Genomic DNA, 16,336 nt, shown 5'->3' on the forward strand with positions numbered 1-16,336 from the left:
TTAGGTTATACTATTTCCTCCATGCCACTCAACAGTTGACTGACCTTTATCCGCACGCTTTGGTGCTTGTCCGAACTGTAGATGGTCGGCTTGTATTCCTTGAAGCCTCCGCTCAATCGGTTTGCCTCCGACTCTTCGACGGACAACGCGTGAAAGTCTCCCAGACCTTTGCGCTTGCTTTTGAAGTTGAATAGCTTTTTCATGTTTTCTTTCTTTTCGATTAAATTGATGAAGAACTGGTCAAAAAAGAATTTTATTAGACCAACAGTCAGGAAGGCTTAGACAAAGGCTATTTTTCATCCGTCCAACTGGAGGCCTTGAGAGCCGAATCCTCCCGGAAGTGTTTCCTCAACCAATGGTCAACTTCCCAGAGGATATGCAGGTAAGAGGCCCGCAAACCATAAGAATGCGGCTCACCCGGCAGCGATACGAAACGCACCGTCTTGCCTAAGCCCTTCAAAGCGGCGAAGTACTGCTCAGACTGGCTATAATGCGTACCTGGATTCTCATCCAGCTCCCCATGGAAAAGCAAGATGGGATGGGCCAGCTTGTCAGCGTTCTGAAGCGGCGATAGCCGGTGGTAGAGGGCCTGTTCTTCCCAATATGTCCGGTACTCCCGCTGGAAACCGAAGGGTGTAAGCGACCTGTTGTAAGCCCCGCTCAGGGCCACGCCGGTTTTAAACATATTGGTGTGGGTCAGCAGGTTGGCCACCATAAAGGCCCCGTAGGAATGTCCTATGACCGCTACCTTCCCCGTATCGATGAGCCCCGTTTTCCCCGCAGCCCCGATGGCTGCCTGCGCATTCAGTTCGATCTGCTCTAAATACGTATCATTGGGATGACTCCCCTTCCGCCCTATGATCGGGAAGGAGGTATTATCCAATACAGCGTATCCAGACAAGGCCAGTAATTTTTGCAGGGACAGGTTAGCTTCATACCGGTAGGGGTTAGCCGTGACTGCCCCGGCATCGGCAGGGCGTATATAATCTAGCGGGTAGGCATAAATCAGGCATCCCATCAGCCGATCATCCCGCACACTGTCTTTGTTATAATACAAGGTAGCCTGCAGCGGGATGCTGTCACCCCTGAGGAAGGAAAGCTCCTTCTTAACCAGGGATGTATTTAACAGCGACAGCTTGTCGCTGTTGTAAGTCAACACTTCCTCGCGCAGATTTTCCAGATCAAGCCGCACCAGATTGTTCGGGATGGTTCTGGACTGCCGGGCCATAATCCAGGTCGTGGATCCGGGGCCGTTTTCAAACGCAACCGGGTACTCATAATAGGGCGCGCTGGACCGCCAGATCTCTTCGCTGCGTTTACGGGTAAGGTGGAATTTCTCCAATACGGGCACCACCTCGCCCTTCTCATTCTGTGTTTTCCGGGAAAGGAAGATGCTACCGTCCTGGAACAGCAGCTTTTTCAGCCCCGCGGTTTTCACCTGCACCGGTATTCCCGGATCGATCGTCGGCCCCTGATTCCCAGAAATCATCAGGGTATCAAGTGTTCTGCCTGTTGAAGGATTAAAAAGCAGCCAGTTGACCGATCTGTTTGCCCACCATTTCTCTACCATAATTGCCAGGGAATCATTCACCCAGTAGGTGGTCTCCGCCCGCAGGCTGCTCGCCTGCAGCAGGCGGGGGGCTTTATCGAAGGGCGCCTGCCAGGCCCATAACTGATCTCTCTCCCTGCTTTCGATTTTCGGGTCTCCTCCATCTTTTGCCTCGACCCAGGTCAATGTCGCGCCTACATCCGTTCTCCAGGCAAAATCCCGGGGCACCTGGTAGGCCGCGTCCCTGCCCAGCGGCCGGATCACGGCGGAAAGCTCTTTTCTGGCGACTTCTTTCCCATCCCTTCCAAGGAGAACGACCTCTGAAGGAAAACGGTGGTAGGTCAGCGTGTACGAATAAGGTTTCTTCACATAATGCACCTTGAGGTACTTCCCATTCGGGGAAGGCGCAAAGCTGGCGATAATTCCGCTCCTCCCTACATTTGACACCCTTCCCTTCAAATCCACTTTTTTCAGCTGTGTTGTGGCGTAATACTCAAAAAGCGCCTCATCCGCCTCACTCTTCAGCAGCCCCTGGTAGGTCCGCTGGGGCAAGGTGTGCCTGTCATTCTCATAAATGGCGGGCTTGCGGGACGATGCCATGGGTTCGGCTTGTCCCCTATCCGGAATTGCGGCAAAAACAATGGCCTTTTCCTGGGGGAGCCAGGCAAAGAGTTCTTCTTCAACAAGTGAAAAGTTCAGGTACCCCTCGTAAATTCTTCTCGCTTTCCGGGTTTTGATATCCACGACCCACAGTCGCACCCCCTTCTCCTCCAGGACGGCCAGGCCCAAGTGCTGGCTGTCATAGGACCATTTATAGTCCACTAACTGAAGATGGGCAGGCAATCCCTTGATGGGGTAGGTCGCAGAATCCCTGTTGGCGTATTTGAACGAGATGGCAGTATACCATGACTTGTCTGCGGGCAGGTTGGAATGCGTGTCAAACTTGACTCCAGCCAATGTTACAGTCCGCCTCTCCCCTCCCTGGGGACTGGATAAAAATCGGTCATAGCTACAGAGTAAGATAATTCTCCTGTCAGGGCTCAGGCTCATGACCGGCTCTGTCGGCAGGTTAATCAACTCATCCAGGGCCCTGGTAGGTTTTTGATAAGCAAGGGAGTTTTGTGCCTGACCGGAGAAGGAGACACTCCACAGGAACACTGAAAAAAGCATTTTAATGGCGCTACGTTGCATCATGTTCTTTCTTTATGCGGTGACTTCTTCATTTTTTTTCCTGGAAGCACTTGCTTCCCTGGCTATTTTAGAATCATAATATTTGGCCAGGTAATGGTAGATAACGGTTTCGTGAATCCGCTGCTTGGCAATAAAGGTCCTGTTCAGTGTCATATGGACATGACTGCTGATCAGGCTGGACAGCGAAACCTCCTTCTGGTTGTGGGCCTGTTTCAGAATATCCACAATATCCTTCGTCACCAGCCTGTTCCGTTCTGACCTGCGCTTGAAACAGTCGATCGCCTCGCACACGTCCTCCTGTTTATGCCTGTTGTGATCCAGCAGCTCCCGGATATCCGCTGCCTTTGCTCTGTAACCATCATTCAAACTGATCCATAGCCGCTTCGACTGGCTCCCTTTATTCGCCTCCTGGTAGAAGTACTCCCGTAGTTGGCTCATGAGCTGAAACTTCTCATATAAGGACAGTCCAAAATCGTCCAGCAAGCGGTCTACATTCAGTAGGGCGAACAGCCACCTGTACTCCTCACCACTGTCGCCGTCAATGAGCTCTAAAAACTCTGTGACGGCGATACTGTCGAAAAAGAACAGGCTCTCACTTAACTCCATGGTATGACTGCCGTATCTTTCCAGCTCACGCTGATAGGTGTCAATCTGCACTTTGTGGATCAGCCCGTTCTCCTGGAAAGGCTGCAGCAGGAATTTCATGCGGTCAATGACCGTACTCCAGAACTTTTCGTTGCTCCCGTTAAAAAACCTGACCCGTAAATGATGGCCATGCTCGTCATATCGGATGAAAAACCATTTTTCGATCACCCCATCAATCAGGAGGGTCTCGGCCAGGGGCTTGATGGCCTCAATAAGGATTTTGTCAGCGGTCTTATTTCCCAAAAAGATTTTAAAGTACAGCCAGTGCTCTCCCAGGTGGTAGTCGCGCTTTGTAGTTTCAGCAAACGGTGGCGTCGGCTGCGCCCGCCGTTCGGCCGTCGCGGTTTCATGCTGTGTAAAGAATGGAATAACCAGTTCATTGGTATAGCTTCCCCGTTCGTCCTTGATAAAGCAATTGTCGGGCGTAAACAGAAACTCCTGTAGGATAACATCTCTTTTCTTTAGCTTATCTGCAAGAATCTGAAGGCTAAGCGGCGAGGACATGCTTAACAGGAGCTCATTGTCCCCCTCCACCAGGGCCACTTTATCTGGAATGCAAAACTTGCTTTGCAACTCTTCGAAATAGGATTGCGTGGAATCCTGGCGCGTTGCCTTCAGGAAATCTGATTTTTTCAGATTCCAGGTTGCCCGGCTCAAAATTATCTTCCCATATTGTACCCGTGGCAGAAAAGGCTGATGTTTAAAGACAGACCAGTTCCAAAGCTGCAAACTGTCCATTCCCTGGTTCTGCAGATCACACAGGAACTTGTAAATGGGGAGCCCCTGCACATAGTTATGTGCATTAGTGAGCCTGGGAATGATTTGCTTTTTAAGTTTCTTTGAACGCAATACTACCATCCCACTGCTAACTGAAACTGTCAGGTCCGACAGTCGGATGACAAAGTCATCCTCAACGGAAGGCTGTGTCAGAATCGGTATCTCATAGGCCCGCACGGTAGGACGCATGATTACATTCCCGGTTCTGCCATCAGGCAGATGCACGATCTCAGCAAAAATCACGTCCGGATGCAAGCGCTCTTCCGCGTATAGCGTCTCTTTGACACTCGCTTCCAGTTTCTCATCCCCATGGCAAAAACGTGTCAGGAGATTGGCTCCTGAAGGGCCGTTGGCACTACTGAGTAAAAACTGAAAATTGCCTTCATCCAGTTCTTTGGAAGATCCTGCCAACAGGCTTCCAAAGAGGAACATGCTAGCCGGCAGATTTGATTTCCTGTCGCTTACCGCGGCGTCAACTTTTGAATGCTGCAGGTCGACCAGCCTGCTTCCCGTTTGGATCGCATCCAGAATGAGGCGCAACGCGTGGTCTTTGTCCGCCCCCCAGGCAGTATTGCGTGCCTGCCTGCCTGGCGGCACATGAATATTCTCCAACAGGGGCATGAAGGCAGAAGCTCCGGGGTCTGTCACGTTGTAGCCAACACCATTCTCTGAATCCAAAGCTACCAGCAAAGGTACTTCCTGCTCTCCGTACTTCGCTTCAAACTTCGTAATAAACTGACGTAAGCCGGGAGCCTGTCCGAAAGGCTGCAGGGTCATGCATCTTCCTGCCAGGTCAGCAATTTCCTTGATGACGCCACTGCTGATGGAGTTCTGCCTGGTATTGAAGAACAGGTCCGTCTGCACAATGTCTTTCGTCTGGGTAGGCACATACTTGCTCAGTATACCTTTTACCTTCTCGCTCGACTCCTCCGTCCAATTGCCGGACTTCACTAGCTGATTTACGGTTTCCAGGTCAGTAACCAGCTGACCGGTATCCTCTAGTGCTTTCAGCCGCTCGATCAGCAGGCCGAAATACTCCTTCCCTGTGATGGAGGGCAGTAAGTCACTTACCAGGATCTGTGACTCAATCAGGTTATCTACAAACCTGATCGTTTCCGCCTCCTCAAAGTTCTGGTCTGTTAAAGACTGGATCAGGGCTGGGTAGGTAACACCCGTCTGCGCCAACAGCAAAATATCCCGAATAATACTGTTACTTTTAAAAGAGGACAGCCTATACTTCCGGGTAGATTTGAAAGTGGAGAATTCAATATACCTGAAATCATTCCCGGTTGCATAAAGCGTCTCATTCGGGTAAAACAGGAGCTGCCTTTTAATGCCTGGGATTCTGTTGATGTATTCCGAAAGTGCTGATACGTAATACATGTCAAGCCGCGAGATCGTCCTGAGCTTGTCTTCTCCGAATTCGATCCGGGTAGACGTACCAAACGATCCAATGGCGCATCCTGCAAACAGCCCGAAGGGTGTGCAGCGACTGCTCATGCGGACATAGTACTTGTAGAAGGACTTTATTATTTTTTCGTTAACTGAAAAGGGTTTCCCACTTGCCAGGAAGTTATCGAGCGCCTTCGTAAAATCCGGGGAAGCCAGGAAAAATGCGCTTCTGATGAAGGGTTCTGAAATTTTGCAACTAATATTCTGCAGGGCCGGACTTCCTCCGCTCTCCATGAATTCAAAAGACTCCTCGATGGGGAGGGCTGAAGTTCTTAACAGGTAATACTCTAAAGAATGAAATAATTTCATAACCAGGTTTTGTTTAATCTTAATAAAGGGCGTTTTCCTGCACAGCAAGCTGATTACATGCTGGCACTACTCTACTTGATGAATGCAGTTTAAATCCGGCCTTTGCGCATTATCAGAGAAGATGATGGTGTAGATTGAATATCCATGTAATGCTGCTGTCTGGCAGGTCGGCACCCAACCGCCGCCTGTGCCGGTAGGAAAGCAGCACAACCTGCATGCCCTTTAGGTGCCTAACTGGCGTTTGCAATGCACGTTCCTTTGTGCCAGCTTGCATATCCCGTCAGCCTCCTTTTGTTTCCGTACAGGCACTTTGGTTCGGTACCAGCTTTGTTTTTCTGTCTTGCCAATGGGCCAGCCTCTGGCTGAGCTGCCACATTCCAGAAATAAGGATTATTTCAAATTATCACGCACCGGTAGCTTATAATATTCTTAAATCACAGCATTATCTGTAGGAAGCGCAGCAGTCGGTAGCAGTGGGCTGAATCGGTGGCAGCTCCTCTCCCTCCTTAGGTCTTATGGTGATAATGCAGGTGGCCTCGTCGCCGCTATCCGGATCGCCGGCGCCGCCCGCTAGGGCGTCCAGCTGCTTTTGGTCCAGTCGCGCGATTGTTTCCTTGTCCAGGTTCAAGGGGCTTACGTTCTTCTTTTTCATCTTAATTCCTTTTTAAGGGTTAAAAGTATTTCCCGTTATCGATTAGTTAACACTTGAAAGGTAGCCACAAAAGCTTCGTTGCGGTAACTCTTTAGACGTACCCGCCCCTGCCTTAGACAAAGCCCCGATTCAGGCGTACTTCTTCTTTTTCTGGCCCACCCCTTCTAAGCAACTGGAACGGCCCCATCTATGCTGTACATCGCTTATAGGGCATGCCGGGTGCTCTCCGGATGGCAGAGCATGCATTAGATTGAAGCCGCTATCCTATATTAGTATTTGGCTAGTAGTCTAACTACTAAAGGGCATCACTGGGGTAAGACCTAGCCCAGAGCCAGAACAGGTAAGTCACCCATCACCAAGTCCGTTCGGCTGCCCTCTCCCACGCTCCTTGAGAGGTCGGGATGGAAACAAAAGAGTTCGGAACGTGATGTCCCGAACTCTTTAAGGAAAGTCCTCGAGAAAGCTTGCGCTAACTAGTCTCTTGTGATGCAGCAGTCGGCAGCAACGCCCGGATCTGCCGGCTCCAGTTCATCCTCGCTTTTGATAGTGTTCTTAGTAGCAAAAAAGCAGGTGGCCTCGTCGCCGCTATCCGGATCGCCGGCGCCGCCCGCCAGGGCGTCCAGCTGCTTTTGGTCCAGTCGCGCGATTGTTTCCTTGTCCAGGTTCAGGGGGCTTACGTTCTTCTTTTTCATCTTAATTCGTTTTTAAGGGTTAAAAATATTTCCTGTTATTGATCAATTAACACTTGAAAGGTAGGCATTGCATTTCTGGCGCAGCAACTCTTTAGACGTACCCGCCCCTGCCTTAGACAAAGTGGCGGTTTGCGCGTATTTCAACTTCGTCTAAATCCACTTTCTCTGAAAAATCTCGTCTGTTCCATCCAGGTCGGACAGCGCTTACACGGTATACCTTAAACTCTGCTACCCTAAGCATAAGACGGTTAAATCAGTTGTCCCAACCAAGGCAAACAGGAAGAAGGCTCCACTCCGGTGGGCGATTTCGGCTGCAGCACCAGCAAGCCACTCAGTCCATACCTAGTTGGCAGAACGCCCTACGATCTTGACAGGGGTTGGGATAAAAACAAAAGAGTTCGGAACGTGATGCCCCGAACTCTTTAAGGAAAGTCCTCGAGAAAGCTTGCGCTAACTAGTCTTTTGTGATGCAGCAGTCGGCAGCAACGCCCGGATCTGCCGGCTCCAGTTCATCCTCGCTTTTGATAGTGTTCCTAGTAGCAAAAAAGCAGGTGGCCTCGTCGCCGCTATCCGGATCGCCGGCGCCGCCCGCCAGGGCGTCCAGCTGCTTTTGGTCCAGTCGCGCGATTGTTTCCTTGTCCAGGTTCAGGGGGCTTACGTTCTTCTTTTTCATCTTAATTCGTTTTTAAGGGTTAAAAATATTTCCTGTTATTGATCAATTAACACTTGAAAGGTAGGCATTGCATTTCTGGCGCGGCAACTCTTTAGACGTACCCGCCCCTGCCTTAGACAAAGTGGCGGTTTGCGCGTATTTCAACTTCGTCTAAACTCATTTTCTATGAAAAATATGGAATGAATTGGTTTTATATTGACAGCACCCTGATGCTGCTACCCTGTCTGCCTTTGCTATTCAAACAGAAAGCCATATAGCACTGTCGATGCATGATTGCATTTACTTCATCTTCCGCGTAGTGTACACCAGAGTCTAAAGGTCTGCGACTAGGGCCTAACCAGCTGTGGTAAATCCAGGTAGAATTTAAAGTGAAGGAAACCTATTGGACCTTTAATACACGATGCAGCAACGGATAGTACAAAACGCTTGATGCAGCTCCCTAAAAGCAGCCGCAATATGACGAGGTATTTAACACAGGTACCGATTGAAGATGGCAAGACACTTATTGAAAAGAGGCGGAGTCAGAAACGGGGGAATCAGGAAATCGCATACCCGTCTGCCAGAGAAAGGCAAGGGGAGATGTATCAAAAGCAATCCCACAAGAGGAGTGAAAGCGGCTTTTGTTCTCGCAGTAACGTTAGTGACATCTGGACCAATTTGCTTCCACACCTGAGAAGGAGCACCCTTTCCCAGACCAATCTTTCATCAACGTCACAACCACAGACTTACTAATATTGAAAACGGAAAATACCCTGCCTCCATCATAAACGGATCAGGCTGAAACAGACCCGCTGAATCCGGTTGATACCGGTTTGGATATGGAAAGAAGGCCCCTGATCCTTCATCCGCTCCCAAAGGCTTTATTTGGCAATTCCATATAAAAACCGGACAGGAAACGGGTGCATCTCAGACACGGATACAGGAAAGCACCTTACTATGCTTTTTTTAGCGCATTCTAAGATAAAAAGCGCTGGATAAGCGTGCTAAAAGAAGGAGATTCTTTAGCAAGAGCAGCCCGGGGGACCTAAGTCAATAGCGGATAGAGCGGTTAAAAGAAGCTATTTAATTGGAGGATGTAGTAAAATTGGGGCAAGACCACAATGGGCTAGCCCGCCAGTGGATGATTCAAAACATACTCCAATCCTGTCCGCTGGCTATAGTGGCAGCCAACAAGGAATAGAAAACAGTGCCTGGGAAAGGCGATACCTACAGGTAACTGGTCAGGATTACACAGAACTATAATTTAAAAGGCTAGTGTCGAGGGAAACGCCCTGCCACTTAGGTGTACATTCCTACAGGCAGTAACTGAATCCGGGAAGCCCTTTAAGCTTGTAGGCAGCATTCCTCTTCCGGCTCATCCTTAGTAAGGAACGCGGACAGTAATTCAAGGGATTCAAATTTCTCTTCTACGTTTTTATTCATGTCCCTCCACAGAATTTCATCCGCCCCGTATTCCTGCAATAGCTCTGGCAGCTTGTCTTCAAAATACGCAACTGTTCCTATGAAGTGGTTTTTATCATCCTTATCAGCTTCAGTGCGCAATTCCTTCAGACGTCTTTCGTTTCTCAAGCAACTCCCGGAAATGGAGAGCATGGTCTTTACTTTTCTTCCGTGCCTTTGCTCGAAATCTATTTTAAAGCTCTCAAAAATTTCTTTCTGTGGTTCAAGTTCGGCCAGCTCATGAAAAATTGACCTAACATAATTGGTGCCATGCAGGAGGGACCGGTAGAAGCCGCGGGCGGATGCACCCAAAGCCCAAACCTCGGGAACAGTACCCTGATAGGGAGGAATAACAATGCTTTGATCCCGTAGCTTCTCCTCCTCATGAAAGTAAGAAATGATACTGCTGAACCTTTCATCAAAAGTCGGGCTGGGATGGCCGGAATGGTGAAGCGATTCGATATTTAATGTGCCTCCATTCGCCAAGCCAAGATCGATCCTGTTTGAATAAATGTTATTCCACAACTTAAATTGGGAGGCTGTATCAAACGGATCGTGAATCTTCAATAAGATCCCCCCTGTTCCCACTCTTATCTGCTGTGTGATGCTTGCAATCACCGGCACGATCGCTACTGGGTTGCACCAGGCACGCTTTCTGTTGTTAAGATGATGCTCCGCTAACCAGAATCTGTTAAACTCAAGTTCATCAGCTTTCATCGCGTAGTCAAACACATTGCTTAGACGGACAAGGCTGTTTGACCTGGAATCCCCCTCTCCAAATTCTAATAGACTTATTTTCATACTTTTATTCTCCCCTTATAAAAAAAAGACTTCATCCCACTGCTGTCGTTTCATACCGGTGCTTTGCAGGATTACATTGTAAACCCCCTGACTCCCATCCAACAGGTTATTGTTGTCTACAGCATACGGATTTGCCAGGGATCTTCGGAGCCAATACTGCGCAGCGTCCAGACACTCGGATCGTTTCGTCAACTCATAGCATTTCGTAAAGAGCCACGAGAAACCAGCAAAACCATGACAAAAATTGGGTTCATAAATAGGCAATCTGATTTGATCAAATTTCAAAAAATCTGAAAGCAGCAGATTACCATAAGCTGTTGTTTCCTGATGCTTCAAGCTAACTCCAGCCTTTAGGAAAGCATAGGCAATCGAAAGGTCACTGGTGCACCAACCAATGTTTAAGTTGAGTTTCCTGGGCTGACACAAGGGGATTCCTTCATCCGTCACGTAACGTGGGAACAGAAAGTCTTCCTCTGTTTCGGAATAAGGTATGTAGAGTTGCTTCAGGTAGTCCAAAAGCAGCTTTATCAGCCTTTCGACAGGAGCATGAGGAAAAGCTTGATAGGTAGCAACCAGGACCAGAATCATTCCGCAGATACCGTGCGCCAACCCGGTATTGATCACATACGTCCCCTCCCGCTGGTACCTTCTGTTCGCGATGTATTTCCCATGCGCATCTTCCTGTACCCGACTTTCCAGTAGCTGCACTAGCTCTATGCAGTAGGCCGCATTCGAAGGCTTGACGCAGACGGACTTCGATAGAAAGTACAGGCCACCCATAGCAGAATACATAGGATCCAAGTTACCAGTCTCAATCTCAGCTTTTGCTTTCTCGTAAACCTTCTCACTGGTCCAGTCAAGAAGCAATTGGGCTTGTTGATCACACGCCAGAATGCCACTCTTCTGCAAAAGCATCAGCGTGTAACCGTACCCGCTCAATCCGTTACTCATGGCGGTTGTAAATTTTATTCCTTGCTCATCCCCTACCCGCCCGGTGACCGCTTTGAAAACCTCTACCGCGCGGCTGCCGAATGCAGCATCTTGGTAATACTCTGACAATGTCAGAAGCGAGACAACTTTGCCTAAATTGCCCATATACAGCGCATCTGACTCGTTCGGATCGTAAACACTTACATCCTCCAGCTTCCCGGCGATTTCCTCTACCGTGACGCTTGCCTCACTGATACTATATACCATGGTTAATCCCTTCAATGGTAGGAAGATCCTCATTAAGAAATTGCATCACGGCAACCCCTATCCCAATGATTCCCCACCCATAAGACAGGTTGAACAGGCCGGATTCAGGCTTGAAGAAAGACCGAAATCCACAAAAATCGTTTCTTCCCATTGCATAGCGGGGAATTTGTTGAATCCAATACTGGTAGGCTTGGTGGTATTTCGCTTCCGCTGGATCCAGTTTTGAAAGCTTCCGAAACAAATAGGCCACTCCCGAGGCGCCATACGTCATACTGCCATCGTAGGTCAGCCCATCCTCATAGGTTCTTTCCAGGCATCTTTCCAGTACTTCTCTGGCTGCAGCTACTATGTTTTCATCACGTATTGTAAGACCTCCTTTCAGCAGGCCGTACCCAACGCCCAAATCGCCGTAGCATAGGCTGAACTGGGTATCCTGAACCCTTTCGCCCAGAACATGGGGAAACAATCCTTTGGGATTATTTCGCTTGCATTTCAAAACAAACGCGGCCGCCTGCTCAATAAGTGTTTGGCATTTGTCCTTTAGTAATCCCCGATCAAACACACCGCATAGGAAGGAGATGATCATACAGCTGCCATGGCTTATTCCCAGGTAGACCTTGTTATGCAGTCTGGGACTGGTCCAGTATATCCCCCCTGATGGATCTGGTATCGCATGGCGCTCAATGGACTCCACTATCTCAGCGAGTAGTTGTTGATTAGGGGCTGAGTCCGGCGCTGACAACAGGAAATTACCTGTGGCTAAGGCGCCTGAAAAAATACTAAAATCCGCTTGTTCAAGTTTATTTTTGCAGAGCAAGTGTAGGGTACCCTCAATATATTCCAGCCAGGAACTTGCATCAAACTTCAGATACCCCTGCTCAGCGGATTTGAGCAGAAAAGTGCCTAGCCCTGCTATGTTCGCATCGTATGAGTCTGTGGGATAAATCCTTTTGTAGAACTTGTAATCAATCCGTTCCAGCGCTTTATCCAGGTACGTTTCAGCTTTTTCAAAATAAAGGTCGTTGCCGGTAAACTGCGCGTACTGGCAGTGAAAAAGACAGGCTCCTAACCAACCACTGCTCAACGTGGAATTTTCTAAGTGTGCGATATTGCTGCTTACACTGGCTTCTATTCTGGTTAGCAAGGAACTCAGTTCAGCCTGTGAAACAGCTGACACCGGAACCTGCTCCTTTACAAGTAGTTCGTTCATCATTGACAGTTGAAGTTTATTAGCGCTCTTTTTCAATACATTTTGCCAGGACTCCCTGTGCCGACACCAGTTTTTCAAGTCTGGCAGTCAACTTGTGGACCCATACAATTCCAGTAGTAAGACCCTTCAGGTAATCAATCAGGAAAGCAGCCTGGACAGATTTCTGTTGTGCGGGTATGGCAGCCCCTTCCAGCTTATCAACCAGGGAGGCGATCAGGGAACACCTCAGGTTCAAGTAGTTCTTATTCTCAAAAAGCTGCGTGAATTCAACTACCTCGCCGATAAATTTGTCAAGCGGAGTCTCAGGTGCGCGTTCCTGCAGATTGATATACCTGTAAATGGCCAGTCTCTCGGTTGTATTCACCTCCATGTCACTGTACCAGGGAGAGAATATGACGGAAGGATTGGGGTATACATTAAACTTCATATAGTCATTGATATAGACATTCAGGAAGTTAAACACGGTGTACTCTTTCAGTATTTTGAAGAGCCCTGACTCCGTAAAGGAAATGTCAACGTGTAAAAACGGCCAACTGGAACTGTTCCCATTTAGCAGGAAACTGAACAGTTCAGCCCAGTGTTGGATACATTCACCCATCCTATTCTGGGCAAGCAACACCTTGTTACGATTGAGCACCTGCTCCAACAGGTCATAGAATTCGAAAAAATTCCCCTCCTTCACCAGCTCAATCCCAAGCCGGAACTTTTGTTCCAAATAGTGCTCAGCCTGTGATAAATCCTTTAGCTTGTAATAGCAATAGGCTGTTTTAGGGAATATCTGCACTGCTATATATTTCCTTAAGGCAGGAGTCAATCGTTTATCTTGGTGTACCTCCTGCTCCACGGCGTGGAGATTTGCCAGAATCTGTTGGTAATCCGCCTGCGGTCTGAACATTTCCCCGTTGATTGCTCTAATCTGCTCACTATACTGATCATACAACCCTTTTAAATCCGCGGAAAGCCCCAACGCATCTACTTCCTGGTTTTGAAGAAATGTAAGCACTTTTGCATACTTAAACTTCCTGTCACTTTCAGTGATTGCTGTATTAAGCTTATATAGTAGTTCCATATTATGTGTAGTAAAAGGTATTTGAAGGGCTTAAAAAGCTGGAGAATAGACGTCTTCTACTACTCTACCCGGTCCAGTACATCCTCATTCCCCATTTTCTTGCTTCGAACATCTTTGACCGTATTCTTTCCGAACCGATAGACCAGACCAAGCTGGATTCTCCTGGCATCATAGTAATTCACCAGGTTGGTCTCCACGTTGAACGCGTTAATCGCCCCCCCTGTCACATCACCTCTAAATAGGTCCGTTATAGCCAATGTGTACTGCAGCTTTTTATCCAGCAGGTCTCCCTTCAAGGCAATGCGGGAATAGTTGTTGGAGACGATATCGATCATCCCGTAGCGGAAGGGGCCCGTGTATTTGAAAGAGGTTTCCAGTCGCAGGCCCGCCGGAAGCGAAAAGGTATTCTCCAGTCCAAAAGTATGGTAGAGGCTACGTGGTATGGTCACCTTGTTGAAATCCTTTGAATCGATTGCCGCCTCAAAAACAGCTCCGTAGGCAAACACGCTTCCAGACCACCAGGATGTGAAACGATAGCTGTAATTTCCGACCAGGCTGTAGGAGCTAAGGTCAAAATTCCGGTCCTTCCAAATCGTGATGTCCCCTACCGCCTCCGGCAGCTGGGTATAGATATCTTTTTCACTTTTGTACTCCATCTCAAGGTATAGATTGCCCTTGTAGACGGTATTCAATGCGTAAGAACTAGTGTATTTAGGGCGCAAGGCCGGATTTCCCTCCGTGATGGTAAAGTCATCCAGGTAGGTCCTGAACGGCGTTAACGACTGAAATCCCGGCCGTTGGATGGTAGCCCTATAATTTGCAGTGACCTGCAGATCATTCGAGAGCGTGTAATTGACCATCAGGTTCGGAAAAAAATCCAGGAAGTTCCGATCCACCACCCTGGCACCGGTTGTCAGATTATCTACCTGCATCAAGGCATACTCTGTCCGCAGCCCCGCATTGATCTGGGTTTTTTTGTTGACCGTTTTGTTCACGGAGGCGTATCCCGCCAGAATACTTTCCTCAAAGTTGTTCCGGAAGCTGAACTCCTCCTCCCGGACAAACCCTCTATCGGACAGCACTTCCTGCGTGGGCCGGGTGTTATTTTTGGAGTGCGTCACTTTGGCGCCTGTGGAAATATTCCAGTCATTCTGATAAGGGAGTTCCCAATCCATCTGTCCTACAAGGATATCGGCCTGGCTCGCATTGGTGTTCCGAACGGTACGCAAAGGCCGGATCAGCCCCCCCTGCGGGTTCAGCAATTCCTGGAAAAGCATTTCGGTGTTTTCCCTGCGCTCTACCGGCGTATAGGTAAAAATCAGGTCAAAGGACTTGCCCATCTTACCGAATTTGTGCTTGTAGTAGGCGCTGTAATTCTGTAACAGGCTGTGGCCGTAATCCCTGAAGTCAGTGGAAAGCAGGGAGTCGGTCGCTCCGTTTACTTCGGGCGAGAAACGAATTCTGTTCTGCGTCAGGCTGTTATCCATTGTCCTGCTATAGGCAGTGGAGGCTTGCACACCCAACGTATTGTTCTTATTGAGGGTATACTCAAAGCTTCCACGCAGGGAGGGCTTCTGTGTGTTGAAAGAGGAGATCAGGTCCTGGTGCAGGACCACGCGCTGTCCGTTTGATCGCAGAACCCGGTAGCCGTTGTTCTCTGACAGTGCGTTTCCCATAGTATGGTTCAGGTTCACATTGGCCACCCATTTCTCTCTCCGAAATGTCAGGGAGGTGCCTCCGAGAACCCTGCCCCTGTTGCCCTGAGAGGCAGTAAGCCGGGCAGAACCCGTCATACCGTATTGCTTGGATCTTTTGGTTGTGATCTGGATCACGGTTCCGACGCTGGCCGGGTAGCGGGCAGAGGGGTTTGTGATAAACTCGATCTTTTCTACCTCGTCTCCTGTCATGGTCTCCAGGACGGTACTCAACGTGGCGCCCGGCATCTGCACATTGTCCAGCAGGATCAACACGCCTCCTTTGCCATTAATGGTGATTTCTTCTCCTTTTACCTGCACAAAGGGCAAAGCATGGAAAATATCAATCAGGTTGTCCGATTGAAAAGAACTGGCCGTCACGTCCATCACATAACGGTCTGCCTTTCGCTGAACCACCTGACGTTCCGCTTGGATGGTCACCTCCCCCAAAGTATTAGACGTTGGCTGCAGGATGATGGGGGAAAGCTCCAGCTCCTGTCCGGCGTATGAGAAAACCTCACTGCGGTGTTTGGAGAATCCCACATAGGATACTGCCAGGAAATATGTTCCCGGCACAGGCTGCATTAACTGAAAGTGACCGTCCTCCCCTGTCATTGCCCCCTTCACCAGCGTGCTATCACTGGCCTTTAGCAGGGTAACCGAGGCAAAGGGCACGCCACTATTGTTTTTTTCCAGCACTTTGCCGGAAATCACATGCTGGGCCTGCAGAGAGCCCACTAGGGAGAGCCCCGTGATAAGCAAAAGCCAGCACTTCATCGCCTGGAATCTTTCTCTCGTTTTCATACTGTATTGTTTAAGGTTTCAATTAAGCACCGGAATGAGACGGATTCGCATCAGATCCGCACCCTGTCCGCGATTTATGGTTTAAAGCAAGCACGGATGGAAAGAAATAGAAAGAATATTAGACTAACCTGTCAAAGCCTTAGACAAAGTAAGCGTCAGGCTGCTGCTGAAAGTTAGTGGC

11 protein-coding genes are annotated in these 16,336 nt (G+C 48.9%); all 11 read right to left on the reverse strand.

Going from position 1 to position 16,336, the window contains the following annotated elements; translation table 11 throughout:
- Positions 1-5 precede the first annotated feature (5 nt).
- The gene (locus AC5FX6_RS11430) at positions 6-203 is read right to left on the reverse strand and encodes a hypothetical protein (protein ID WP_493597185.1); all 198 of its coding nucleotides are present in this window, start codon (positions 201-203) and stop codon (positions 6-8) included.
- An 86-nt stretch (positions 204-289) separates the two neighbouring features.
- Positions 290-2,743, reverse strand: a complete 2,454-nt coding sequence (locus tag AC5FX6_RS11435) for an alpha/beta hydrolase family protein (protein ID WP_493597186.1) — start codon at positions 2,741-2,743, stop codon at positions 290-292.
- A gap of 9 nt (positions 2,744-2,752) precedes the next feature.
- On the reverse strand, positions 2,753-5,923 hold the full coding sequence (locus AC5FX6_RS11440; RefSeq protein ID WP_493597187.1) for a lantibiotic dehydratase: 3,171 nt from the start codon (positions 5,921-5,923) through the stop codon (positions 2,753-2,755).
- 442 nt (positions 5,924-6,365) lie between these two features.
- Complete coding sequence (locus AC5FX6_RS11445) at positions 6,366-6,575, reverse strand: class I lanthipeptide (protein ID WP_493597188.1); 210 nt, start codon at positions 6,573-6,575, stop codon at positions 6,366-6,368.
- A gap of 473 nt (positions 6,576-7,048) precedes the next feature.
- On the reverse strand, positions 7,049-7,267 hold the full coding sequence (locus AC5FX6_RS11450) for a class I lanthipeptide (protein ID WP_493597189.1): 219 nt from the start codon (positions 7,265-7,267) through the stop codon (positions 7,049-7,051).
- A gap of 454 nt (positions 7,268-7,721) precedes the next feature.
- A complete protein-coding gene (locus AC5FX6_RS11455; protein WP_493597190.1) occupies positions 7,722-7,940 on the reverse strand; it encodes a class I lanthipeptide in 219 nt (72 codons plus the stop codon).
- 1,323 nt (positions 7,941-9,263) lie between these two features.
- Positions 9,264-10,181, reverse strand: coding sequence for an LLM class flavin-dependent oxidoreductase (locus AC5FX6_RS11460; protein WP_493597191.1), 918 nt, complete (start codon positions 10,179-10,181; stop codon positions 9,264-9,266).
- Positions 10,182-10,196: 15 nt separating this feature from the next.
- Complete coding sequence (locus AC5FX6_RS11465) at positions 10,197-11,378, reverse strand: lanthionine synthetase LanC family protein (protein ID WP_493597192.1); 1,182 nt, start codon at positions 11,376-11,378, stop codon at positions 10,197-10,199.
- Positions 11,368-12,591, reverse strand: a complete 1,224-nt coding sequence (locus tag AC5FX6_RS11470; RefSeq protein ID WP_493597193.1) for a lanthionine synthetase LanC family protein — start codon at positions 12,589-12,591, stop codon at positions 11,368-11,370. Before AC5FX6_RS11470 ends, AC5FX6_RS11465 begins: the two co-directional genes overlap by 11 nt.
- Positions 12,592-12,607: 16 nt before the next feature.
- Complete coding sequence (locus tag AC5FX6_RS11475) at positions 12,608-13,657, reverse strand: hypothetical protein (protein ID WP_493597194.1); 1,050 nt, start codon at positions 13,655-13,657, stop codon at positions 12,608-12,610.
- Between the two features lie 59 nt (positions 13,658-13,716).
- Complete coding sequence (locus AC5FX6_RS11480; protein WP_493597195.1) at positions 13,717-16,155, reverse strand: TonB-dependent receptor; 2,439 nt, start codon at positions 16,153-16,155, stop codon at positions 13,717-13,719.
- Positions 16,156-16,336: the final 181 nt, after the last annotated feature.

It is taken from the genome of Pontibacter sp. LHS2, assembly GCF_058932845.1.

Bases quoted from the DNA above. Each gene is read 5' to 3' on its own strand.
- AC5FX6_RS11480 (WP_493597195.1), bottom strand. From the start codon at position 16,155: ATGAAAACGAGAGAAAGATTCCAGGCGATGAAGTGCTGGCTTTTGCTT.
- AC5FX6_RS11455 (WP_493597190.1), bottom strand. From the start codon at position 7,940: ATGAAAAAGAAGAACGTAAGCCCCCTGAACCTGGACAAGGAAACAATC.
- AC5FX6_RS11470 (WP_493597193.1), bottom strand. From the start codon at position 12,591: ATGATGAACGAACTACTTGTAAAGGAGCAGGTTCCGGTGTCAGCTGTT.
- AC5FX6_RS11430 (WP_493597185.1), bottom strand. From the start codon at position 203: ATGAAAAAGCTATTCAACTTCAAAAGCAAGCGCAAAGGTCTGGGAGAC.
- AC5FX6_RS11445 (WP_493597188.1), bottom strand. From the start codon at position 6,575: ATGAAAAAGAAGAACGTAAGCCCCTTGAACCTGGACAAGGAAACAATC.
- AC5FX6_RS11475 (WP_493597194.1), bottom strand. From the start codon at position 13,657: ATGGAACTACTATATAAGCTTAATACAGCAATCACTGAAAGTGACAGG.
- AC5FX6_RS11460 (WP_493597191.1), bottom strand. From the start codon at position 10,181: ATGAAAATAAGTCTATTAGAATTTGGAGAGGGGGATTCCAGGTCAAAC.
- AC5FX6_RS11450 (WP_493597189.1), bottom strand. From the start codon at position 7,267: ATGAAAAAGAAGAACGTAAGCCCCCTGAACCTGGACAAGGAAACAATC.
- AC5FX6_RS11465 (WP_493597192.1), bottom strand. From the start codon at position 11,378: ATGGTATATAGTATCAGTGAGGCAAGCGTCACGGTAGAGGAAATCGCC.
- AC5FX6_RS11435 (WP_493597186.1), bottom strand. From the start codon at position 2,743: ATGATGCAACGTAGCGCCATTAAAATGCTTTTTTCAGTGTTCCTGTGG.
- AC5FX6_RS11440 (WP_493597187.1), bottom strand. From the start codon at position 5,923: ATGAAATTATTTCATTCTTTAGAGTATTACCTGTTAAGAACTTCAGCC.